This window comes from Flavobacterium sp. SM2513, assembly GCF_050908145.1.
Classification (GTDB): Bacteria; Bacteroidota; Bacteroidia; order Flavobacteriales; family Flavobacteriaceae; genus Flavobacterium.
In genome coordinates, this window is the sequence record NZ_CP194228.1 from 1,079,399 (window position 1) to 1,101,681 (window position 22,283).

Genomic DNA, 22,283 nt, shown 5'->3' on the forward strand with positions numbered 1-22,283 from the left:
AGAAATGAAAACGTACTTAAACCCAAATCCCGAACAATGGGAAGAATTGGCAAAACGCGAGGCGGTTGCGAAAGTTGATTTAAACGAAACAGTCAAATCAATTTTTAATGACATTCAAAAAAACGGCGGTAATGCGGTAAAAAAATACACGAGTTATTTTGACGGAGTTAACATAGAAAATTTAGCTATAACTCCTGCAGAAATTGAAAAAGCGGTTCAAGAAGTGTCGACTGATTTAAAAACTGCAATTCAAACTGCTGCTGAAAATATTACCAAATTTCATAGTGCTCAAAAAGAGATTTCTAACACAATTGAAACTACTTCTGGCGTTTTTTGTTGGAGAGAATCACGAGCTATTGATACGGTTGGGATTTATATTCCAGGAGGAACAGCTCCACTTTTTTCAACCGTTTTAATGTTGGCCATTCCTGCTATAATTGCCGGTTGTAAGAACATAATTTTGTGTTCACCACCTGACAAACAAGGAAATATCAACCCAGCGATTTTATATGCTGCGAAATTAACTGGAGTCACTCAAATTTATAAAGTAGGCGGCATTCAAGCAATTGCTGCAATGACTTTTGGTACAGATGAAATTCCAAAAGTTTCAAAAATATTTGGACCGGGAAATCAATATGTAACGGCTGCTAAACAATATGCTCAACAATTGGGTTTAGCCATCGATTTACCTGCTGGACCAAGTGAATTACTGGTTATTACTGATGAAACTTGCGACCCCGAATTTGTAGCTTCTGATTTACTTTCTCAAGCTGAACACGGAGGCGATAGTCAAGTGATTCTGGTTACCAATTCTGAAGAAATTGTCGAAAAAGTGGCAGTTGAAATTGCAAAACAAAAAGCATTTTTACCCAGAGAATCTGTAGTAGAAAAAGCATTGCAAAACAGTCGTGCTTTGGTTTTTGATGAAATTGATTTGGGAATTGAATTCAGTAATTTTTATGCACCAGAACACTTGATTTTAGCCATTGCAGATGCGGAAGATAAAATTAATTTGATTGAAAATGCGGGTTCGGTTTTTATAGGAAATTACAGTTGCGAAAGTGCTGGAGATTACGCAAGCGGAACCAATCACACGCTACCAACCAACGGTTTTGCCAGAAATTATAGTGGCGTTTCTTTAGATAGTTTTGTCAAAAAAATCACATTTCAAAAAATCACCGCTCAAGGAATTCAAAATCTTGGTCCAACAATAGAAATTATGGCTCAAGCAGAAAAATTAGAAGCACACAAAAATGCGGTTTCGGTTCGATTAAAAAAAATACAAAATGGATAACATCAACAACTTAATTAGAAAAAATATTCGTTCGCTAACGCCTTATTCGAGTGCGAGAGACGAATATACAAGCAATCAAGGAATATTTCTGGATGCAAATGAAAATCCTTTTGGTAATTTGAATCGTTATCCTGACCCGTATCAATGGCGTTTGAAACAAATTTTGAGTAGTCAAAAGAAAGTGACCGTCAAAAATATTTTGATAGGAAATGGAAGCGATGAAATTATTGATTTGGTGCAACGTGTTTTTTGCGAACCAAATGAAGATAAAATAATAATTTGTCCGCCAACTTACGGAATGTATGAAGTTTATGCCAACATTAATAATGTAGAAATAATTTCGATTCCATTAACTGTTGATTTTCAATTGGATACCAAAGCCATTTTAGCACAAAACGCAAAAATTTTATACTTGTGTTCACCTAATAATCCAACGGGAAATGCATTAGAAAATCTCGAATATATCATCGAAAATTTCAACGGAATTGTGTTTTTAGATGAAGCTTACATTGATTTCAGCGAATCGCCATCTTTGGTTTCAAAAATCAATCAGGATCCGAATTTAATTGTATCGCAAACCTTTAGTAAAGCAAGAGGTTTGGCGGCCGTTCGGGTAGGAATTGCTTATGCAAATGAGGCAATAATTACTGTTATGAATAAAGTGAAACCACCTTACAACGTAAGTCTGTTGAATCAAGAAGCAGCAGTTTTAGCACTTGCCGATGAAGCGAATTTCAAGTCGAACGTAGCTTTAATAAAAGTAGAAAGGGAAAAACTGAAAAATGCACTTTTAGAATTGGATTTTGTGGTGAAAATTTATCCTTCGGAAGCTAATTTCTTACTTGTTGAAATGCAAAACGCAACCGAAATTTATAGCATTTTAATTGAACAACAAATCATCACTAGAAACAGAAGTTCAGTTGTTGAAAACACAATTCGAATCACAATTGGAACGCCAAGAGAAAACCAACAATTAATGTATGCACTTCAACTTTTAGAATCATGAAAAAAGTATTATTTATAGACCGAGACGGAACGTTAATTATTGAGCCGCCAATTGATTTTCAAGTCGATAGTTTAGAAAAATTAGAGTTTTACCCACAAGTTTTTCAATATTTATCGAGAATTGCAAACGAGCTTGATTACGAACTTGTCATGGTAACTAATCAAGACGGAATGGGAACTAATTATTTCCCAGAAAACACCTTTTGGCCTGCACAAAATATGATGATGAAAGCCTTTGAAAACGAAGGAATTTTATTTTCGGATGTAATTATCGACGTTTCGCTTCCTGAACAAAATTTACCTACCAGAAAACCAGGAACAGCATTGTTGCAACAATTTGTAAAAGGTAATTATGATTTGAAAAATTCTTTCGTCATTGGCGATAGAATTACCGACATTCAACTTGCAGAAAATTTAGGAAGCCAAGCTATTTTTATTTCGGCGGAAGTCAATGAAAATGCGACTTTATCTACAACTTCTTGGCAAACTATTTATCAATTTCTAAAAGAACAAGCACGTGTTTCAGAAGTCATTCGAACTACAAAAGAAACCGAAATTTCCGTTCAAATTAATTTAGACGGAAGTGGTAAAAGTTACATTAAAACAGGCTTAGGATTTTTTGACCATATGTTAGAACAAATTGCAAAACACGGAAATATCGATTTGAATATCAATGTAAATGGTGATTTATTTGTTGATGAACACCACACCATTGAAGACGTTGGGATTGCTTTAGGGGAAGCATTTACTCAAGCTTTAGGTTCTAAAAAAGGAATAACTCGTTATGGTTTTTTATTGCCAATGGACGATTGTTTGTCGCAAGTGGCAATAGATTTTGGAGGTCGTTCTTGGTTGGTCTGGGATGCAAAATTTAACCGAGAGAAAATAGGAGAAATGCCAACTGAGATGTTTTCACACTTTTTCAAATCGTTTTGTGATGGAGCCAAATGCAATTTGAATATTAAATCTGAAGGTGAAAACGAGCACCACAAAATCGAATCGATATTTAAAGCTTTCGCAAAAGCGATAAAAATGGCGGTTCAAAAAGACGGTACGAACGGCATACCAAGCACAAAAGGCATATTATGATAGCAATTGTAAAATATAATGCGGGAAATATCACTTCAGTGAAAAATGCGATAGAAAGATTGGGTTATTCGTGCATCGTTACGGATGATGAAAATCTATTGAAAAATGCCGAAAAAGTGATTTTTCCTGGTGTTGGTGAAGCGAGTTCGGCAATGAATTACCTAAGAGAAAAAGGATTAGAAAACGTGATAAAAAATCTGAAGCAACCTGTTTTAGGAATTTGTTTGGGGCAACAACTAATGTGTAATTTTTCTGACGAAGGAAACACTAAATGTCTGGGAATTTTCGATGTAAATGTGAAGAAATTTGAACCAAAATTGAAAGTACCACACATGGGTTGGAATACAATTTCCGGCTTAAAATCAGAATTATACAATGAAAATTCATCAGAAGAAGATTTTTATTTTGTGCATAGTTTTTACGCTGAAATTTGTTCAGAAACTACTTCAGTTTGTGATTACATTGTTCCATTCAGTGCTTCGATGCAAAAAAATAATTTTTATGCAACTCAATTTCACCCTGAAAAATCATCAAATGTTGGCGAACAACTTTTATTAAACTTTTTGAAATTATGAGAATCATTCCAGCCATCGATATTATCAACGGAAAATGCGTCCGATTGACCAAAGGCGATTACAAAACGCAGAAAATTTACAATGAAAACCCATTGGAAGTAGCTAAATATTTTGAAGATAATGGAATTCAATATTTGCATTTAGTAGATTTAGATGGAGCAAAATCACACGAGATAATTAACCATAAAGTGCTGTATCAAATTGCTGCAAAAACCAATCTGAAAATTGATTTTGGTGGTGGATTGAAACAACGTAAAGACCTCGAAATTGCTTTTGAAAACGGAGCCAAACAAATTACAGGTGGGAGTATTGCAGCAAATAATCCAAAAGAATTTTTAGAATGGTTGAAGGAATTTGGAAATGATAAAATCATTTTAGGTGCCGATTGTTTGAACCGTAAAATTGCCACACAAGGTTGGCTTGAAACTTCTGAAATAGATGTGATTGCATACATTTCGGATTACGTTTCTAAGGGGATTTCAAACGTAATTTGCACCGATATTTCAAAAGACGGAATGCTTCAAGGAACTTCTAATGAATTGTATGAAAGTATTTTAGAGCAAACAAAAGTGAATTTGATTGCAAGTGGCGGTGTAACCACAATTTCCGATTTGGAACTTCTAAAAACCTTAGGATGCGAAGGAGCAATTATTGGGAAAGCAATTTACGAAGGAACGATAAAAATTGAAAATTTACGCGAATTATGCTAAAGAAAAGAATTATACCTTGTTTGGATATTAAGGACGGTCGCGTGGTAAAAGGTGTTCAGTTTTTAGAATTGAAAGACGCTGGAAATCCGGTAGAACTAGCTTCTTTTTATTCGAAAAACGGTGCAGATGAACTGGTTTTTTTAGACATCTCTGCCACATTAGAAAAGCGGAAAACATTGGTTGAAATGGTGAAACAATTGTCAAAAGAAATCAATATTCCGTTCACAGTTGGGGGCGGAATTAACTCCGTTGAGGATGCTCGCTTACTGTTGGAATCCGGTGCTGATAAAATCAGTATAAATTCGGCTGCCGTTTTAAATCCTAAATTGATCACTCAAATCTCAGACGCATTTGGAAGTCAAAGTGTAGTGGTTGCCATAGACATTAAGAAAATAAAAAATGATTGGTATGTGTTCATCAAAGGCGGAACGGAAACCACTGGGATTTTAGCAATGGATTGGGCAAGAAAAGTCGAAGAATTAGGTGCTGGCGAAATTTTATTAACCTCAATGGACAATGATGGTTCGAAAACTGGATTTGCCTTAGAAATTACAAACGCCATTAGTGAAGCCATAAATATTCCGGTAATTGCTTCTGGAGGTGCTGGAAATGCAGAGCATTTTGCCGATTTATTTCTTCAAACGGAAGTTAGTGCCGGATTAGCCGCTAGTATTTTTCACTTTAATGAAGTGCCAATTCCGACTTTAAAAAATTATTTAAAAACAAAAAATATTCCAATCAGATGAACTTAGATTTCTCAAAAAATAATGGATTAATTCCAGTAATTATTCAAAATGACGAAACCCAACAGGTTTTGATGTTAGGTTACATGAACGAAGAAGCTTTACAAAAAACGAAACAGGAAAACAAAGTCACTTTTTTCAGTAGAAGTAAAAATCGGTTGTGGACAAAAGGTGAAACTTCGGGTAATTTTCTAAATGTAGTTTCAATAAAAGGGGATTGTGACAATGATTCTTTGTTAATTGAAGTCATTCCAAATGGGCCAACTTGTCACAACGGAACGACTTCTTGTTTTGCAAATGAAGCTTCGGTTTCTTTCTTAAATGAGTTAGAAAATACGATAGAAGAACGTGTGAATAATCCCACTTCGGAATCTTATGTTGCTTCACTTTTTCAGAAAGGTATGAACAAAATTGCACAGAAAGTGGGGGAAGAAGCAGTTGAATTAGTAATTGAAGCGAAAGACGATAACCAAGATTTGTTTATCGGCGAAGCGGCAGATTTACTTTTTCACTACCTGATTTTACTGAAAGCTAAAAACTTGAAATTAAGTGATATTGAGACTGAATTAAAGCGAAGAATGAAGAATAAATAGTTTTCAACAAATGTTAAAGTTGATTAAATGATGCTGTTGCAATAAAATAATTCAATAGTTTTGTCCCACTTATGATGAATAAAATAAAAAATACAAATTGGTGGCACTTGACTAACTCCGTTTCTGGAATTGGTTGGTAACTGCTATTTGTACTTTTCTACAATATCGTTAAACCCACTTTTCCAAGTGGGTTTTTTTTGTGCTTAATTTTTCCAAAATACAACAAACATGACTTATCAATTTCAAACAAAAATCATCAAAACCTTAAGCGATACACATACGCCAGTTGGTTTATATCTTAAAATACGGGACCAGTTTTCCAATAGTTTTCTTTTAGAAAGCTCGGATTACAAAAGCAAAGAAAATAGTTTTTCGTACCTCTGTTTTGACCCAATTGCGTCATTTATTACAGATAGAGCTGAAACGATAATTACTTTTCCCGACCAAAAAATAGTGGTTAAAAATACTGCTGAAATCGAGATTGCAACTGAACTCAATTCGTTTTCTAAATCATTTTCGGTTACCGATTTGAAATTGGGATTTGAGACATTCGGCTTGTTTGGTTACACAAGTTACGATGCGATTCCGCTATTTGAGAACATTGAATTTTCGAATCAAGATTTTGATTTGCCTTTGATTCAATACCATTTATTTCGCTACACGATTGTATTCAACCATTTCAATAATGAACTTTTCTTGTTGGAACATTTGCAAGAAAACGAAGTTTCTAATTTGAATAAAATTCAGGATATCATTAACAATCGTGCAGTAACGCAATTTAAATTTTCTACTCAAAACGATGAGAAATCCAACTTTACAAACACTGATTTTTTGGAAGCAATAAAAAAAGGGCAACAGCATACTTTTTCTGGAGATGTGTTTCAAATCGTGCTTTCGCGAAAATACAAACAAGCTTTTAAAGGAGATGAATTCAACGTTTATCGTGCTTTGCGTTCCATAAATCCTTCGCCCTATTTGTTCTATTTTGACTACGGAAACTTTAAAATATTTGGTTCTTCTCCCGAAGCACAATTAACGATTACCAACCAAAAAGCGATGATAAATCCAATTGCAGGAACGTTTAAACGAACAGGAGATAATGAAAAAGATGCGGTTTTGGCGGAAGCACTTTTGCAAGACCCAAAGGAAAATGCCGAACACATCATGTTGGTCGATTTGGCTCGAAATGATTTGAGTAAAGCAAGTAAAAAAGTCGTTGTGGAAAGTTTTAAAAAGATAGAATATTATTCGCATGTGATTCACATGGTTTCGAAAGTAAGTGCTGAATTACAACCCGAATATAATCCCATAAAAATCCTTGGCGACACCTATCCGGCTGGAACTTTATCGGGTGCTCCAAAACATAAAGCGATGGAATTGATTGATGAATACGAACCACAATCCCGTGGCTTTTATGGCGGCACCGTTGGAATTATTGGATTAAATGGCAATTTTAATCACGCGATTTTTATCCGTTCGTTTGTGAGTAGAAATAACGAGTTGAATTACCAAGCCGGTTGCGGAATTGTAACAAAATCAGATGTAAATAGCGAATTGAACGAAGTCGAAACCAAACTTTCGGCATTAAGAAAAGCGATTCAATTAGCACAAAATATATAATATGAAAATTTTAGTAGTAGATAATTACGATTCGTTTGTGTACAATATTGTGCATCTTTTATATGAAATTGGAGTGGAAGAAATAGACGTCATTAAGAACGACCAACTTGATTTTTCAACAATTAATGATTACGATAAAATCGTGCTTTCTCCAGGTCCAGGAATTCCAGAAAACGCAGGAATGATGCCAGAATTATTAAAGGAATTTGCTACAACAAAAAGCATTCTTGGGATTTGTTTGGGTCATCAAGCCATTGCAGAACATTTTGGAACTCAATTAATCAATCTCAAAGAACCGCTTCACGGAATTGCATCTGAAATTGAAATTGTGAATGACGATTATTTATTTAAAAGTCTTCCTTCAAATTTCATGATTGGACATTATCATTCTTGGGTGGTTTCTAATGAGATTTCGGATGATTTAGAAATGATTGCGAAAGATAAATTTGGAAACATAATGGCTTTGAAACATAAACATTACGACCTCCGAGGATTGCAATTTCATCCCGAATCCATTCTTACTGAAAACGGAAAAACGATACTTACAAACTGGATAAATCACAAGTTATGAAATCAATATTAGAACCTTTATTCAACCATAAAACTTTGTCAAAGGACGAAGCAAAACAAGTGTTGACAGAAATTGCTTTGGGAAAATACAACGCAAGTCAAATTGCTTCATTTTTGACAGTTTTCATCATGCGAAACATTACACTTGACGAACTTTTGGGTTTCCGTGAAGCGTTGTTGAATTTATGCCACAAAATCGATTTATCCGCTTACAATCCGATGGACGTTTGTGGAACAGGTGGCGACGGAAAAAACACATTCAACATTTCAACACTGACGTCTTTTGTAGTTGCTGGAGCTGGAATTCCCGTTGCAAAACATGGTAATTACGGTGTTTCATCGATTTCAGGGTCGTCTAATGTTTTAGAAACGTTGGGAGTCGTTTTTCAAACCGATGAAAAAGTTTTAAAACAGCAAATTGCCGAAACCAATATTTGCTTTTTACATGCCCCATTATTTCATCCTGCTATGAAAGCTGTTGGTCCAATTCGGAAGGAATTAGGGATTAAAACATTTTTCAATATGTTGGGTCCATTGGTAAATCCGGCTTTCCCAAAAATTCAAATGACGGGTGTTTTTAGTTTGGAATTAGCCCGAATGTACCAATATTTATTGCAAGAAGAAAACAGTCAATACACCATTATTTATGGCTTGGACGGTTTTGATGAAGTGACGTTGACTGATAAAACCAAGTTGATAACTAACAGCGGTGAACGTTTTGTGGAAGCCAAAGATTTCAATTTAAATAAAGTGGCTTATTCTGAACTTTATGGAGGAGAAACCTTAGAAGAAGCGGCTTCCATTTTTACCACAATTATAGATGGAAATGGTACCGAAGCCCAGAATAATGTGGTTTTGGTAAATGCAGCTTTGGCAATTCAGACGTATTATCCGAATCTGCAGTTTGAAGAAGCTTTCGAACAAGCAAAAGATGCTTTATTTGGACTAAAAGCTAAAAATTCGTTTAACCAATTAAAACAAATTCAATGAATATTTTAGATACAATTAAAACGGCAAAACTGAAAGAAGTAGCATTGCTGAAATCGAAATATTTTTATTCGTTTTTGGAAGAACAACCGTTATTTAATTCGGCAACGCATTCCATGAAAAAGGCGATTGAGAATTCAGTTACGGGAGGAATTATAGCAGAATTCAAGCGGAAATCTCCGGCAAAAGGAAATATAAATTTGAATGCAGATGTTGTTGAATTAACACAAGGTTACGCAAATGCAATGGTTTCTGGATTGTCGGTTTTGACCGATTTTGAATTTTTTGGGGCACGAAAAACGGACTTTGAATTGGCTCGTGAAAGTAATTCGATTCCAATGTTGCGAAAAGATTTTATGGTGGATGAGTATCAAATTTTGCAATCGAAAGCAATGGGTGCTGACGTAATTTTGTTGATTGCAAAAATTTTGACATCTAATCAATTGAAATCGTTTACAAATTTGGCACACGATTTAGGCATGGAGGTGTTTTTAGAAACGCAAAATGAAACCGAAATTCTGGAGAATTTAGATTTGCCTTTTGACTTAATCGGAATTAACAATCGGAACCTAAATTCGTTTGAAGTTTCGGTAGACAACAGCATTAAACTTGCACAATTATTACCAAAATCAAGCATTAAAATTGCAGAAAGTGGCATTCAATCTCCAGCAACGATTCAACTTTTAAAAGCAAATGGATTTGATGGATTTTTGATTGGCGAGTATTTTATGAAAGATGAAAAGCCTGCGGAAAAATGTAAGAATTTAATTCAACAACTGTTATGAAAATAAAGATTTGCGGAATGAAATTTGCCGAAAACATTTCCCAAGTTGGAGCTTTACAACCTGACTTTTTGGGGTTTATTTTCTATTCAAAATCAAAACGTTTTGTAGGAGATGATTTTTCCAGGGACTTGATTCAGAATTTACCAAAGTCAATCAAAAAAGTGGGCGTTTTTGTCAATGAAAGTCCTGAAATTATTTTGGAGAAAGTAAAAAAGTTTGATTTGGATATCGTTCAATTACACGGAAATGAATCGGTTTCGGATTGTCAATTTTTAAAAGAAAATAATATTGAAATTATGAAGGTATTTTCAATCAATGAAAACGTTGATTTTAACATTATGAAATCGTATGAACTGGTTTGTGACTATTTTCTTTTCGATACAAAAACACCAGATTTTGGCGGAAGCGGAAAAATGTTTAATTGGCAATTATTAGAAAATTACACTTTAAATAAACCATTCTTCTTAAGCGGTGGTTTGAATGTAGCATCGATTGAAAAGATAAAAGAATTGAATTATCCGATGTTAGTTGGCCTGGATTTCAATAGCCAACTCGAAGACAAAGATTTTAAAAAAAACATATCAAAAGTAACGGAAGTTATACTAGAAACAAGAAAAATATGAAAACACTACAACCGGATGAACACGGATTTTATGGCGAATTTGGCGGTGCTTTTGTACCCGAAATGCTTTATCCAAATGTATTAGAATTGCAACAAAATTATTTGAAGATCATCCAAACGGAAGACTTTCAAAAGGAATTTAAAGTATTGCTAAAAGACTATGTAGGAAGACCAACGCCACTTTATTTCTCTAAAAATTTATCAGCCGAATTTAATGCACAGATTTATCTGAAACGTGAGGATTTAAATCATACAGGTGCACATAAAATCAACAATGCTATTGGTCAAGTTTTATTGGCCAAAAGACTCCACAAAAAAAGAATAATTGCCGAAACAGGTGCTGGTCAACATGGAGTGGCAACGGCTACCGCTTGTGCTTTATTAGGTTTAGAATGCACCATTTACATGGGTGAAATTGACATTGAACGTCAAAAACCCAATGTAGAACGAATGAAACTTTTAGGAGCGAAAATTCAACCAGCAAAAAGCGGAAGTAGAACCTTGAAAGACGCCACAAATGAAGCCATTCGGGCTTGGATTAGTGACCCGGTTGGGACGCATTACGTGATTGGTTCTGTGGTTGGACCGCATCCGTATCCTGATTTGGTGGCTCAATTTCAGTCGGTTATTAGTGAAGAGATTAAAATTCAACTGAATGAAAAAACAGGTGATGAGACTCCTGATTATGTTATCGCTTGTCTTGGCGGAGGAAGTAATGCTATTGGAGCTTTTTATCATTTTATTGACAACGGAAAAACCAAATTAATCGCGGTTGAAGCTGGAGGTTTAGGTGTTTATTCTGGCAAAACGGCAGCGACTATTGCTTTAGGAAAAAAAGGCATCATTCACGGAAGTAAAACTTATTTAATTCAAACCGACGACGGGCAAATTATCGAACCCCATTCTATTTCGGCGGGATTGGATTATCCGGGAATTGGTCCGATTCATTCCTATTTGCATGACACTAAAAAAGCAGAAGTGGTTTCCATTACCGATGACGAAGCGATGCAAGCGGCTTATGATTTGTCCCGAAAAGAAGGCATTATTCCAGCAATCGAATCGGCTCATGCCTTGGCTTATTTGCACAAAATGAAATTTAAAAAAGACGATGTGGTAGTCGTTAATTTGTCTGGAAGAGGCGACAAAGATTTGGCAACCTTACAAAATTATTCAAAAGATGAAAAATAGAATCAACACCTTATTCGAAACCAACAAGCAAAATATTTTATCACTTTATTTCACAGCTGGATATCCAAATCTGGACGACACTCTAACTATTCTAAAAGGTTTAGAAGAAAGCGATGTAGATTTAATTGAAATTGGAATTCCTTATTCTGACCCGTTGGCTGACGGACCTGTAATTCAGGAAAGTGGCGGTCAAGCCATCGAAAATGGAATGACTTTAAAACTGCTTTTTGAACAACTGGAATCGCTTCGAACCTTCACTCAAAAACCAATTATTTTAATGGGTTATTTGAATGTTGTGTTGCAATTTGGCGAAAGCCTATTCATCGAAAAATGTGCACAAGTAGGTATTGATGGGATTATACTTCCCGATATGCCGCTGCATTATTTTCAAACGAATTTCAAGGAATTGTGTGAGAAAAATAACGTGTCCAACATCCTTTTAGTAACTCCAGAAACGTCAGCCGAACGAATTCAAGTAATTGACCGCAATTCCTCTGGATTTATCTATCTCGTTTCTTCCAATAGTATTACGGGAAGCACCAACGCGATGACGTTTCAAACCGATTATTACAAACGAATTCAAGATATGAAACTAAATAACCCACACCTTATTGGCTTTGGAGTTCATGACAAAAACTCGTTTGAAACCGTTTGTCAATACAGTTCCGGTGCTATAATCGGTTCGGCATTTATAAAATATTTAAAGGAAAATGGAATCAGTGGTGATTCCATAACTACGTTTGTAAATGGATTTATCAACTAAAAACGGTTTTGAAATTTGATCGGTATTTGAAAGAGAGATGATTTTTGTGACGTTTCAAATGCAATTGAAGGACTAAAAATAGAATCGATAAGCTTGTTTATATATATTAGAAAAAGTTCATTAAATTTACTATTTGTGTGCAAATATTCTTAAAACGTATTGAATAAATTTTTATTTATTATGTTTAAAGGGTTAATTAATTGTTGTTATTTTCATTATTTAAGATTTTATAGTCTCTGTTTTTGATTTGTAAAAAATTAAATTACAGGGACTTATATCTTGTAAAATTATTATTTAGAATTAGTTTTAATAATGTTTTTATTTCTATAGATTTGCGCTGTTTATAACAAGTCTAAATAAAAACAACTTATAATGAAACTCTATTATTCTATTATTCTAGGATTTTTCCTGACACTTCATAGTTTTGCCCAAACCAGTAAACTTACAGGAATTGTAACAGATCAGGAAGGGAAATATGTAAACCTAACTTCCGTTAGTTTATCCTCATTAAATCAAAGCACGCTATCAGATGAAAATGGAAATTACACTTTTTATAATTTGCCTTACGGAACTTATACGGTAACTTTTAAAATGATGGGATTTCAGCCAAAAGCGGTTACTATTTCTATCGATAAATCGCTTACAACATTAAATGTTATTCTTACTCCCGAAAACAACACTTTGGATGAGGTAGAAGTTTTTGGTGTTCGAAATAAACAACCGGATAAGTTGGAGAATTTAACCCGTTTACCTTTAAAACCGACAGAACAGATTCAAAGTATTTCGGTAATTTCTTCACAAGTTATTGAAAAACAAGGTGCTTTGACTATTTCGGATGCTACGCGAAATGTTCCCGGCGTTTATGCCTTTGCTTCATATGGAAATAAACGCGAAAGTATGGGTAGTCGCGGATACCGTGGAATTCCTATCTTGAAAAATGGCGTTCGGGTCAATTCTGATTTTCGTGGAACGGGTATTTTAACTGATGCGGCTGGAATTGATAATATTCAAGTTCTAAAAGGTGTTGCAGCAATAACACAAGGGGTGGCAACAGATATTGGAAGTCCTGGTGGTGTAATCAATATTGTAACTAAATCGCCAAAATTTTATTCCGGAGGAAATGTCTCTTTTCGAGCGGGAAGTTGGGGTTTTGCGCGACCACAATTTGACGTTTACGGCCCGATTGACGACAATGAAAAAGTAGCTTTTAGAATCAATGGAGCTTATGAAACAAAAGATAGTTATAGAAGCTTGGTTTCAGCCGACCGTTTGTATGTCAATCCTTCTTTTGCTTGGAAGCCAAATGAAAAAACCACAATTACATTTGAAATGGATTATTTGGACGACAGTCGAACACCTGATTTAGGTACTGTAAATTTAGCCGAAAATGATACCTATGCCATTTATGACTTGCCAGACAGTCAGTTTTTAGGTTTCAAAAGCGACCGTTCCATAACTAAAAATGCAACTTATGCCATTCGTTTAGATCGGAAAATAAATGATATTTTTTCTGTGAAAGCATCGTATTTCAAGTCGGATTTAGCAATAGACGACAAAGGAGCATCGCTTTCAGGAATATCTGGAACGAATTACAATTTGAAGAAAAGAAGTTATTCAGAAAGTACGCGAAAAGATGTTAATGAAGTGTTGCAATTGGATTTAGTTGCTCAAGATTTAAAGACAGGTTCTATAAAACACACATTTCAGGTAGGAATGGATTACAACAGAAATAGCTTGAATACTACAAATGGTTCTGCGGGAGTTATTGACACGCTAGATGTCTTTTCATCTATTCAACATGTCTTACCGTCGTCGACAAAATTGGGAACAATAACTGCTGTAAATTCCACTTCACGCGGTTTGGGATTATTGGCTCAAGGCGTTACTACTTGGAATAAATATATAAAAACGTTTGTAGGAATTCGTTACAGTTCAGTGGAAACTACTGAAGACGGTTCTTTAGGTGTGAAAAATAACGATGCTTGGAATCCATTAGGAGGAATTATGATTACGCCAATTCAAAATGTCAACCTATTTGCATCTTACACGAATAGTTCAAATCCACGTTCGGCAACAAGAACGGATAGTGACGGAAATGAATTGGGAAATGAACGTTGGGATCAATGGGAAGCGGGATGGAAAACGTCTTGGATTAACGACCGTTTGCGTTTTAATGTGACGTTTTTCAAAATCAATAACAAAGACATGAACCTTCCGGTTTATGATGAAACTTGGACCGCAACGGGTTTCTACCAAAAAGGTGGAAACGACCAACGTCAAGGAATTGAAGTAGAATTATCAGGACGAATTTTGCCTAATCTAGAACTGATTACCGGTTATTCTTTAATTGATGCAAAGTATAAAGAACATAGTTCATATGTGTACAATTCATCGCCTTTGAATACGCCAAAACATACATTTAATGCTTGGGCAAATTACTCTTTTGTCAATAATTCTCTAGAAGGTTTGTCTCTTGGAGCAGGTGTTTATTTTATTGGCGAACGTCCAATTAACGATTGGTCAGCAGGTCCTATTACACACGAAGGAATTGTTCCAGGCCAGAAACCATTTGATTTGAAAGCCTATACAACGGTTAATTTTCAAGCGGGATATGCAATCAATAAAAATTGGGATTTCCGAGTATTAGTCAACAATGTTTTTGATGAATTAGGCTACAACGCTTACCGAACTTCGTATATCAATCAGATTGACACTGTGAATTACGCAGGAGTTTTGACGTACCGATTTTAGTAACAAAACGATATTACTGCAACGGTTTTCTATCATAAGGAAGAAGGCCGTTGCTCCAATTTTAAATGTTTGAACCGATGAAGAACAATAAAAAACAAGGCTACACTTTTAGGAAATTTATCAATGACGTACATCTTTGGCTAGGTGTGGGAAGTGCGTTAGTATTATTTCTAGTTTGCTTAAGCGGAACAATTTATACGTTCAGAACCGAGATTGAACACTGGATTGAACCCGAGAAATACGAAATTGCAATTATTTCACATCAGAAAAATTCCTATCTGGAAATTATTCAAAAAACAGAAGCAACAACGAAAGGTAAAGTAACGCGGTTGTCATTTTACGACGACCAAAACAAGCCTTACGAACTGCAAGTTTCCAAAGGAAAGGAAGATAAAAGAGGCGAAACTTATTATGTCAATCCGTATAAAAATAGTATCCTAGGAACTGGAAAAGGTCCGGCAACCGAGTTTTTTATGTTCTTCTTCAAAATGCACCGCTGGCTTTTATTCGACTCTGAAATCGGTAGGCCAATTGTAGGAATAGCGACGCTTATTTTTGTAATTTTAACCATCACCGGACTCTTTTTATGGTTTCCAAAAAAGATTAAAAAGTTCAAAAGTCTGAAACCGGGGTTGAAAATAAAATTTAAAGCAAATTGGAAACGCATCAATCATGATTTGCACAACACATTGGGTTTTTATGCGTGTATGATTATCTTAATTATGGCATTAACGGGACTTAATTGGTCATTTGAATGGTATAAAAACGGGTTGAGTTCGGTTCTTGGAGCAGAAGTTTTCGGCGGAAGAAATGAGAAGAAGTTAGAATCAAATCCAGGTCAAAATCTGATTCCTTTAAACATTGAATCCATCATCGAAATTGGAAATAAAACATTCATATATCCCGGAAAAACCAGTATTTCTTTTGCAAAAGGAAAAGAAGGCTCGGTTGAGTTCAGAAAACAAAACAGCACTAATTTCAACAAAGATGCTTCAGACCGAATCATTATAGACCAATATTCAGGAGCAATTTTAAAGAAAGAAATCTTTGCCGATAAGGCTTTTGGAGCAAAAATAGCGGCCCAAATTAAAGCCATCCATTTAGGAGAAATCTATGGCACATTTTCAAAAATTATTTATTTCATCACGTGTCTAATTGCTACGAGTTTGCCTGTAACAGGAATATTTATTTGGATTAATAAAATGAAAAAGAAATCTAAAAGCACGTAAACTGAAACAATTACACGGAATAGGTAAAACGGAAGAAAAATTAAAATTCCAATTAAGAAATGAATTGCTTTTTTATCTTTAGCAAAATTTCAAAAATGAAAAAAATCATTTTAGTACTCGCCTTATTTTCGTTAATATCGTCATTTGCTCAAGAAAATAAGAAAGTCCAGCAGGATAAATTAATTGAAGAATACTTGACCAATTGTGCCGAAAAATACAATTATAACATTCAAATGTCTGAACGACAAGCATGTTTAGACGAAGGTTTAAAAATTGATAGCACCATCGCTTATTTGTGGCAACAAAAAGCAATGCCGTACTTCAAAGCACGAAAATATGAAGTTGGGATGACTTTTTTAGACAAAGCCGTTCAATATAATGCTGAAAGGTGGCAACCGTATCGCGGATTTATAAAATGTATTTTTTCAAAATCATATAAAGATGCTATCTTGGATTTAGAAGATTGCAAGGAGAAATTCGGTAACGGTTATGTAATGGACCACACGTACGACTTTTATATCGCGCTTTGCTATCTACAACTTAATGAGTACGAAAAAGCAGAGACAATTTTACAAAACTACGTAGATGAAATTTACAAAAACCGACAACAATTAGAACATCATACCGCTTATTTCTATCTTGGAATTGCAAAATATGAACTCAAAAAATATGACGACGCAATTACAGTTTTCGATAAAGCACTTAAGATTTATCCTAGCTTTTCCGATGTAAAATACTATAAACATATCTGTTTAATGTATGTGGGGAAAAACGAGGAGGCCAAAGAAGTATATGCTCAAATAAAAGATGATTTCAAATTGGGCTATAAATTAAACGAGGATAATGTAATTTACGAGCTATATCCCTACCAACTTCAAGGATATTTCGTTGGATTATGATTTTACGATTCCACAATAACAAATCTTTATGAAGCCTCCCTATTTTGCGCCACAAAATCTTTGTAACTTTGCCATTCGTAAAAGTCAAATATAAAATTTAAAGATATGTATCCAGAAGAAATGGTAAAACCAATGCAAGCGGAACTTACCACTGCAGGTTTTCAAGATTTACACACTGCTGCAGATGTAGATAACGCATTAAAAGCAGAAGGAACAACACTAGTAGTAATCAACTCCGTATGTGGTTGTGCTGCAAGAAACGCACGTCCAGGAGCAAAAATGAGTATTGAAGGAGCAAAAAAGCCAGACAATTTAATCACTGTTTTTGCAGGAGTAGACAAGGAAGCCGTAGATGCAGCCCGTCAACACATGTTCCCTTTTCCTCCATCATCGCCTTGTATGGCCTTGTTCAAAAACGGCGAATTGGTACACATGCTAGAGCGTCACCACATTGAAGGTCGTCCAGCCGAACTAATTGCAGAAAACTTGCAAGACGCTTACAACGAGCACTGCTAAAATTTTTCAGCATTTATAGATTAACCCTTTTAGAGTTTCAAACTTTAAAAGGGTTTTTTATTTCAAGCCATTTAAAAGGTTTTGGAGCACATCGCTTGGGTATTTTTTAATCCATATTCCCGCCATCCTCTCGCATCTCGCTTAAAAAAGGCGAGGATGCTCCTTCCTGTCGGGGCTATTGAGGTTTCTACTTTACCCTTTGGTTTGGCTTGGGATTTAAAAAAAAGTGAACTAATCTCAAAATTTACTTCCCAACTCTGACGGAGTTTTCATCTCATCAAAGTTATAAAATGCTTTAGGGATAAAACATTACAAAACAATTCCATCAACAGCTTCACACCAATGTGTTCTTTCTATTGAAGCTTAAACGTCAAAATAATTTGACAAAAACCTGCAATTACATTTTTTACAGTATAACACTCTTTTTAGTCGTTTAGAGTACGAATTACTTCGTCAAAAAGCTTTTTCGTTATTAAGTTAAAGCAAAAAGCCTAATATTATTCACTACATTGTGTTTCCAGCGAAGACACATAAATAGATTTCTAAGACACGTAAATGAATTTCTAAGATTCACAAATGACTAGCGAAGAGGCACAAATCAATTTCTAACGGCTACAAATTCGTTTCTAAGTAAGGCATCTTAAAACAACATTTGGAAAGAGAGATGATTTGAGGTTAGAAACCATCGAAGAGCGGTTTTTATAATTGAGGACGTATGAAATGGTAACCCAACTCCGAAATCAACTTCGAAGAATCAATCACTTTTCCTGAACTATTATTTTCTTCAAATTCGGGTAAGGGTAAACTTAATTGTTTTGCTTTAGCGGTATAGTACTCTTTTCGGGTAGGATGGAATGGAGTGGATGCGTTTATCTTTTTGCCCCAAAAGTTTTGTTCGATGATTGCCGTGATAATGCCGATGCAATCGTCTTGATGGATTAAGTTGATTGGTGCATTTGGCGTGGCAATATTGGTTTTACCGGAAAGCGACTTGGCAGGGTTTCGGTTTCCACCAATTAGTCCTCCGAAACGTAGAATGGTGGTTTTAAAAGCGGTTTGCTGTTGCAAAAAGTGTTCAGTTTCTAGCAATTCCTTTCCAGATAAAGTTTCGGGTTTTTCGGTAGTTTCTTCAGTAATATTGATGGATTCGTCGCCATAAACGGAGGTGGAACTGATGAATAAAACATTTTCGATGGTCGAATTTAATACTGCCTTTTCGATAAAGGTTTTCATCTTTTCGACAAAAGACACGGGGTTTTCGCCTCGCAATTTTGGTGGAATATCGATGATTAGTGTTGTTGAATTTTGCAGAAATGCTTCATAATCTCCTGTAACTTCTTCAGGGGAAAGTTCGATAATAAAGGCTTCGATTTCTACGGATTCTAATTCACCCACACGATTTGGGGAAGTGGTAGAACCTTTTACGGAGAAGCCTTTTTGAATCAAGTGTTCGGCAAATGGGAGGCCTAACCAGCCACAGCCTAGAATGCTAATTTGGGACATCGATTATTGGTTTTATTGCCGTTGAATCTACGGTTATTAATGGAGTAAAAGTGTTGGCTTTTATTTTTTGACGAATTACAACGGCATCGTTCAGGACAAAAGGCGTTGGAATCATGTTCGCCGGTCTTTTGGGAATGCTGAAGTAGTTGTTTTCTAGTAAATCAAACGAAGATTCTAGCAATTCCATGTCTAATTTTGTGGATGCATTGATTGTAAATGATAATTCTAAGGGTTCGTTATTGACTACATAATAGCTTAGGATTTTTTTGTCTTTTCGGCGGTATTTGGCTTCTTTCCAACCAAGAAGCGAAACGCCATTGGCTTTCAAATTGTAGAAATCCATGTTTTCATTGGCAAAAATATCATAACGATTCACTTTTCTGTTGGGAGAAATGGTGATGCGGTAGTGTTTTTGAGCGTTGATAATAGTGTCATTGTTGAAACGAATGGACGGACCTGCAAGTGTTTTCAATTCGGCATTGGCGGTATATTTGAACGATGAATTGTATTTGCTGAAAAGCGGTAACTTATCAGTGGAAGCGGCTTCTTGAGGTGTGTTTCCTAAGTAATTCTTTGTCCAATCGTCTAAGTTTTCATCATACGTAGCCCAAATTGCGGTCTTGGTGTCTTCATTCAAAACATACAATAAGCTGTTGGGCTTTCCTTGTTCTGCTGAATAATCTGACTTTAAATGTGCCTTAATGAGGAATCCAACGGCAATAAGAAAAGCAACTGTTGACCAAACTCGTTTTCCTTGAAAAGCACCAAAAACAGGTAATAATAAACTGAAAACTAAAGCAATGAGTAGTGTGCTTCCCATCAGCATTTTTAATCCCAAACCTACAGGAAGTGTGACTACGAAAGGGATAAAAATGATTAGAGCGGGAATGCTAAAGAGCAAATTGAGGAAAGAACTGCTGTGTTGTGTAATTATGAAAAACCCAAAAGCAAGTAGCATTCCGAAGACGGGAATGATAAAGAAACTTCCACCAGGAAGATAAATAGCGATAAAAAAATTGATTAAAATCCAGAGAAATAATGGAGCAACGGTTCCGTTCATTACATGGGTTTCGGTGCGGTAATTTCTGTAGAAGAAGAACGAAATCATTAGTGCTAAAGCGGCAAAAGCGATGATGTAGTCATGCCCATTATAGGTAAAACCGTGGAGGATGTCTTTGTATTCGGGATAAATCAAGAGGACAACTTTCCAGCCGATAAAGCCTAATAGACCTGATAGGGTTACGGAACTTAAAAGGGGAATGAAGCCTCGAAGCATTTCGGAAACGTGTAGAATTCTCTTTCCAAGTCCGATGAAAACGAATGCGAGAAAAAGTGCAAATGCCAGCCCTATCAAAGGAAAATTCCAGTCAAAAGGATAATGTGTAAAGTTGATTGGGGTGTTGAAATAGACTTCGTCCTCGTTTGTATTAAGCGTTCGTAAGTCGGCATTTGCAAAATAATTCAACATTGACATTAAGTAGGTGCCTTGGTGTTGTAGTGTTTTTGGACTTAAATTCGCAAGGTTGTCTTGGACGGTATGGTAATTATAATGACTGTCGATGAATGCAAAATTGAGTCCTTGGATTTTTCCTTCTTCTCTGAAAACCGTCAAATCGGTATCGTTGGGTAGCATTTTATAAATGGAATACATCAAGGAATTGGAAACAGGAAATTTGGGTTTTGCTTTCGCAAAATGTTCTACGACTGCGGCATTTCCGTTGTTGACTTCCATCAACATATAGGAAGGTCCGGAAGTGCCTCGAGCTTCAAAATTGATGACTAAACCTACTTCTTTTGCCCAACTGTGTTCGGTTACAAAAAGCGCGGCTCCATTTAAACCCAGTTCTTCCGCATCTGAAAAGAGAATGATAATGTCGTTTTTGGGTTTTGAATGATTGTGCAAGTAGGTTCGCAAGCCTTCTAAAATGGTCACGATTCCTGAACCGTCGTCACTTGCACCAAGGGATTTAGAATGTGGAGCACTGTCGTAATGTGACAATAAAAGCAAGGCTTTAGAATTAGCAGTTCCCTTGATTCGTGCTAAAATATTTTTTGATTTGACTAGATTTCCCCAATCCGTCAAGGTGTATCCTTCTTGAATGGTGGGCTCTAAACCTAGGTTTTCTAATTCAGTAATTAAAAAATCAGCCACTACCGCGTGATTTTCTGAACCTACATAATGCGGATCCTTTGTTATGACCTCCAATTTCTTTAAGGCCCTTTGTGTTGAAAATTCCGATAAGGAACCTTCGACTTTTGAAACCGATTGTGGCATCATGGCAAAGAATATCCAGTAAATGATTCCGACAAGAAAAAGTACAGAAACTAGCGTAATGGAATTTTTTTTCATTAAAAAAGGCGATTTGAAGGTGAGTTTCAATTTAACTATGCATAAAGAAAAATTAAAGATATTGATTTTATGTGGGAACGGTTACGAATTAGTAAATAATTGATTGTTACGTATCTTTTTTGACCAAGATAAAATAGTCGTTTTCCAAAACCATATACCCTTGGTCATATAAAAAATAATACGTATTTCCTGTTTTTGTATGTAGAATGTTGGTAAAGAATTCGAAATCAAAACCTTTAGCAATTAACTTTGTACGAGACGTTTTTGTCTTACCTTCCACATTCAATTCACCTAAAATGCGGTAATTTTTCCGCAATTTATTATTGATGTTTCGCATGTAATTTGTACTGTCCTTATTGATTTTGTTGTTGTAAGCATTCCTACAACCGTCACTGCAAAACTTTTTGTCTTCGCGACCACTAAATTTTTCACCACATTCGATACAATTTTTCATATTTGTAGTTTTTATAGGCATGGGACAAAAAAGAAAT

The 22,283-nt window shown here is 35.5% G+C and carries 21 protein-coding genes; 18 read left to right on the forward strand and 3 right to left on the reverse strand.

From position 1 onward, the window contains the following. The first annotated feature begins 4 nt into the window (after window positions 1–4). The 18 genes from hisD to ACQ5J2_RS04430 all read left to right on the forward strand — a co-directional run bounded on the left by hisD (window position 5) and on the right by ACQ5J2_RS04430 (window position 17,939). Entirely contained in the window at window positions 5–1,294 is a 1,290-nt protein-coding gene (gene hisD, locus ACQ5J2_RS04345) for a histidinol dehydrogenase (protein WP_432672512.1), read from the forward strand. Then, window positions 1,287–2,300, forward strand: coding sequence for a histidinol-phosphate transaminase (gene hisC / locus ACQ5J2_RS04350; protein WP_432672513.1), 1,014 nt, complete (start codon window positions 1,287–1,289; stop codon window positions 2,298–2,300). Before hisD ends, hisC begins: the two co-directional genes overlap by 8 nt. Then, window positions 2,297–3,388: a bifunctional histidinol-phosphatase/imidazoleglycerol-phosphate dehydratase HisB gene (gene hisB, locus ACQ5J2_RS04355; RefSeq protein WP_432672514.1), complete on the forward strand. Its 1,092-nt coding sequence runs from the start codon at window positions 2,297–2,299 to the stop codon at window positions 3,386–3,388. The genes hisC and hisB overlap by 4 nt, the downstream gene beginning before the upstream one ends. Further along, the gene (gene hisH / locus ACQ5J2_RS04360) at window positions 3,385–3,963 is read left to right on the forward strand and encodes an imidazole glycerol phosphate synthase subunit HisH (protein WP_432672515.1); all 579 of its coding nucleotides are present in this window, start codon (window positions 3,385–3,387) and stop codon (window positions 3,961–3,963) included. Before hisB ends, hisH begins: the two co-directional genes overlap by 4 nt. Next, window positions 3,960–4,673: a 1-(5-phosphoribosyl)-5-[(5-phosphoribosylamino)methylideneamino]imidazole-4-carboxamide isomerase gene (hisA, locus tag ACQ5J2_RS04365; RefSeq protein ID WP_432672516.1), complete on the forward strand. Its 714-nt coding sequence runs from the start codon at window positions 3,960–3,962 to the stop codon at window positions 4,671–4,673. The genes hisH and hisA overlap by 4 nt, the downstream gene beginning before the upstream one ends. Then, the gene (hisF, locus tag ACQ5J2_RS04370) at window positions 4,667–5,419 is read left to right on the forward strand and encodes an imidazole glycerol phosphate synthase subunit HisF (RefSeq protein ID WP_432672517.1); all 753 of its coding nucleotides are present in this window, start codon (window positions 4,667–4,669) and stop codon (window positions 5,417–5,419) included. The genes hisA and hisF overlap by 7 nt, the downstream gene beginning before the upstream one ends. Further along, a complete protein-coding gene (gene hisIE / locus ACQ5J2_RS04375) occupies window positions 5,416–6,009 on the forward strand; it encodes a bifunctional phosphoribosyl-AMP cyclohydrolase/phosphoribosyl-ATP diphosphatase HisIE (protein ID WP_432672518.1) in 594 nt (197 codons plus the stop codon). The genes hisF and hisIE overlap by 4 nt, the downstream gene beginning before the upstream one ends. A gap of 228 nt (window positions 6,010–6,237) precedes the next feature. Further along, complete coding sequence (locus tag ACQ5J2_RS04380) at window positions 6,238–7,629, forward strand: anthranilate synthase component I family protein (RefSeq protein WP_432672519.1); 1,392 nt, start codon at window positions 6,238–6,240, stop codon at window positions 7,627–7,629. Between the two features lies 1 nt (window position 7,630). Further along, entirely contained in the window at window positions 7,631–8,200 is a 570-nt protein-coding gene (locus tag ACQ5J2_RS04385; protein ID WP_432672520.1) for an anthranilate synthase component II, read from the forward strand. Then, window positions 8,197–9,189, forward strand: coding sequence for an anthranilate phosphoribosyltransferase (trpD, locus tag ACQ5J2_RS04390; protein WP_432672521.1), 993 nt, complete (start codon window positions 8,197–8,199; stop codon window positions 9,187–9,189). The genes ACQ5J2_RS04385 and trpD overlap by 4 nt, the downstream gene beginning before the upstream one ends. Further along, window positions 9,186–9,971, forward strand: coding sequence for an indole-3-glycerol phosphate synthase TrpC (locus tag ACQ5J2_RS04395; RefSeq protein ID WP_432672522.1), 786 nt, complete (start codon window positions 9,186–9,188; stop codon window positions 9,969–9,971). Before trpD ends, ACQ5J2_RS04395 begins: the two co-directional genes overlap by 4 nt. Further along, window positions 9,968–10,594: a phosphoribosylanthranilate isomerase gene (locus ACQ5J2_RS04400; protein ID WP_432672523.1), complete on the forward strand. Its 627-nt coding sequence runs from the start codon at window positions 9,968–9,970 to the stop codon at window positions 10,592–10,594. Before ACQ5J2_RS04395 ends, ACQ5J2_RS04400 begins: the two co-directional genes overlap by 4 nt. Next, entirely contained in the window at window positions 10,591–11,781 is a 1,191-nt protein-coding gene (trpB, locus tag ACQ5J2_RS04405) for a tryptophan synthase subunit beta (RefSeq protein ID WP_432672524.1), read from the forward strand. The genes ACQ5J2_RS04400 and trpB overlap by 4 nt, the downstream gene beginning before the upstream one ends. Continuing rightward, on the forward strand, window positions 11,771–12,544 hold the full coding sequence (gene trpA / locus ACQ5J2_RS04410; RefSeq protein ID WP_432672525.1) for a tryptophan synthase subunit alpha: 774 nt from the start codon (window positions 11,771–11,773) through the stop codon (window positions 12,542–12,544). Before trpB ends, trpA begins: the two co-directional genes overlap by 11 nt. Before the next feature lie 372 nt (window positions 12,545–12,916). Beyond that, the gene (locus tag ACQ5J2_RS04415; protein WP_432672526.1) at window positions 12,917–15,295 is read left to right on the forward strand and encodes a TonB-dependent siderophore receptor; all 2,379 of its coding nucleotides are present in this window, start codon (window positions 12,917–12,919) and stop codon (window positions 15,293–15,295) included. A 77-nt stretch (window positions 15,296–15,372) separates the two neighbouring features. Beyond that, the gene (locus tag ACQ5J2_RS04420; RefSeq protein WP_432672527.1) at window positions 15,373–16,524 is read left to right on the forward strand and encodes a PepSY-associated TM helix domain-containing protein; all 1,152 of its coding nucleotides are present in this window, start codon (window positions 15,373–15,375) and stop codon (window positions 16,522–16,524) included. A gap of 95 nt (window positions 16,525–16,619) precedes the next feature. Further along, complete coding sequence (locus ACQ5J2_RS04425) at window positions 16,620–17,423, forward strand: tetratricopeptide repeat protein (RefSeq protein ID WP_432672528.1); 804 nt, start codon at window positions 16,620–16,622, stop codon at window positions 17,421–17,423. Window positions 17,424–17,528: 105 nt separating this feature from the next. Then, the gene (locus tag ACQ5J2_RS04430; protein ID WP_432672529.1) at window positions 17,529–17,939 is read left to right on the forward strand and encodes a BrxA/BrxB family bacilliredoxin; all 411 of its coding nucleotides are present in this window, start codon (window positions 17,529–17,531) and stop codon (window positions 17,937–17,939) included. Between the two features lie 699 nt (window positions 17,940–18,638). Here the strand turns inward: ACQ5J2_RS04430 and ACQ5J2_RS04435 are convergent. From ACQ5J2_RS04435 to ACQ5J2_RS04445, 3 genes are all read right to left on the reverse strand, one after another. Beyond that, window positions 18,639–19,442 carry an SDR family NAD(P)-dependent oxidoreductase gene (locus tag ACQ5J2_RS04435; protein WP_432672530.1) on the reverse strand — a complete coding sequence of 268 codons (804 nt, stop codon included), beginning with the start codon at window positions 19,440–19,442 and terminating at the stop codon, window positions 18,639–18,641. Beyond that, window positions 19,429–21,792 carry a M28 family peptidase gene (locus tag ACQ5J2_RS04440; protein WP_432672531.1) on the reverse strand — a complete coding sequence of 788 codons (2,364 nt, stop codon included), beginning with the start codon at window positions 21,790–21,792 and terminating at the stop codon, window positions 19,429–19,431. The genes ACQ5J2_RS04435 and ACQ5J2_RS04440 overlap by 14 nt, the downstream gene beginning before the upstream one ends. 106 nt (window positions 21,793–21,898) lie before the next feature. After that, window positions 21,899–22,246, reverse strand: coding sequence for a hypothetical protein (locus ACQ5J2_RS04445; RefSeq protein ID WP_432672532.1), 348 nt, complete (start codon window positions 22,244–22,246; stop codon window positions 21,899–21,901). Window positions 22,247–22,283 lie beyond the last annotated feature (37 nt).

What these genes read in the sequence shown, in the direction of transcription:
- ACQ5J2_RS04440 (WP_432672531.1), bottom strand. Translation starts at nt 21,792, where the DNA reads ATGAAAAAAAATTCCATTACGCTAGTTTCTGTACTTTTTCTTGTCGGA.
- ACQ5J2_RS04395 (WP_432672522.1), top strand. Translation starts at nt 9,186, where the DNA reads ATGAATATTTTAGATACAATTAAAACGGCAAAACTGAAAGAAGTAGCA.
- ACQ5J2_RS04435 (WP_432672530.1), bottom strand. Translation starts at nt 19,442, where the DNA reads ATGTCCCAAATTAGCATTCTAGGCTGTGGCTGGTTAGGCCTCCCATTT.
- ACQ5J2_RS04400 (WP_432672523.1), top strand. Translation starts at nt 9,968, where the DNA reads ATGAAAATAAAGATTTGCGGAATGAAATTTGCCGAAAACATTTCCCAA.
- ACQ5J2_RS04385 (WP_432672520.1), top strand. Translation starts at nt 7,631, where the DNA reads ATGAAAATTTTAGTAGTAGATAATTACGATTCGTTTGTGTACAATATT.
- hisA (WP_432672516.1), top strand. Translation starts at nt 3,960, where the DNA reads ATGAGAATCATTCCAGCCATCGATATTATCAACGGAAAATGCGTCCGA.
- hisD (WP_432672512.1), top strand. Translation starts at nt 5, where the DNA reads ATGAAAACGTACTTAAACCCAAATCCCGAACAATGGGAAGAATTGGCA.
- hisIE (WP_432672518.1), top strand. Translation starts at nt 5,416, where the DNA reads ATGAACTTAGATTTCTCAAAAAATAATGGATTAATTCCAGTAATTATT.
- trpD (WP_432672521.1), top strand. Translation starts at nt 8,197, where the DNA reads ATGAAATCAATATTAGAACCTTTATTCAACCATAAAACTTTGTCAAAG.
- ACQ5J2_RS04420 (WP_432672527.1), top strand. Translation starts at nt 15,373, where the DNA reads ATGAAGAACAATAAAAAACAAGGCTACACTTTTAGGAAATTTATCAAT.
- hisH (WP_432672515.1), top strand. Translation starts at nt 3,385, where the DNA reads ATGATAGCAATTGTAAAATATAATGCGGGAAATATCACTTCAGTGAAA.
- hisC (WP_432672513.1), top strand. Translation starts at nt 1,287, where the DNA reads ATGGATAACATCAACAACTTAATTAGAAAAAATATTCGTTCGCTAACG.
- ACQ5J2_RS04380 (WP_432672519.1), top strand. Translation starts at nt 6,238, where the DNA reads ATGACTTATCAATTTCAAACAAAAATCATCAAAACCTTAAGCGATACA.
- hisB (WP_432672514.1), top strand. Translation starts at nt 2,297, where the DNA reads ATGAAAAAAGTATTATTTATAGACCGAGACGGAACGTTAATTATTGAG.
- ACQ5J2_RS04425 (WP_432672528.1), top strand. Translation starts at nt 16,620, where the DNA reads ATGAAAAAAATCATTTTAGTACTCGCCTTATTTTCGTTAATATCGTCA.
- ACQ5J2_RS04430 (WP_432672529.1), top strand. Translation starts at nt 17,529, where the DNA reads ATGTATCCAGAAGAAATGGTAAAACCAATGCAAGCGGAACTTACCACT.
- ACQ5J2_RS04445 (WP_432672532.1), bottom strand. Translation starts at nt 22,246, where the DNA reads ATGAAAAATTGTATCGAATGTGGTGAAAAATTTAGTGGTCGCGAAGAC.
- ACQ5J2_RS04415 (WP_432672526.1), top strand. Translation starts at nt 12,917, where the DNA reads ATGAAACTCTATTATTCTATTATTCTAGGATTTTTCCTGACACTTCAT.
- trpA (WP_432672525.1), top strand. Translation starts at nt 11,771, where the DNA reads ATGAAAAATAGAATCAACACCTTATTCGAAACCAACAAGCAAAATATT.
- hisF (WP_432672517.1), top strand. Translation starts at nt 4,667, where the DNA reads ATGCTAAAGAAAAGAATTATACCTTGTTTGGATATTAAGGACGGTCGC.
- trpB (WP_432672524.1), top strand. Translation starts at nt 10,591, where the DNA reads ATGAAAACACTACAACCGGATGAACACGGATTTTATGGCGAATTTGGC.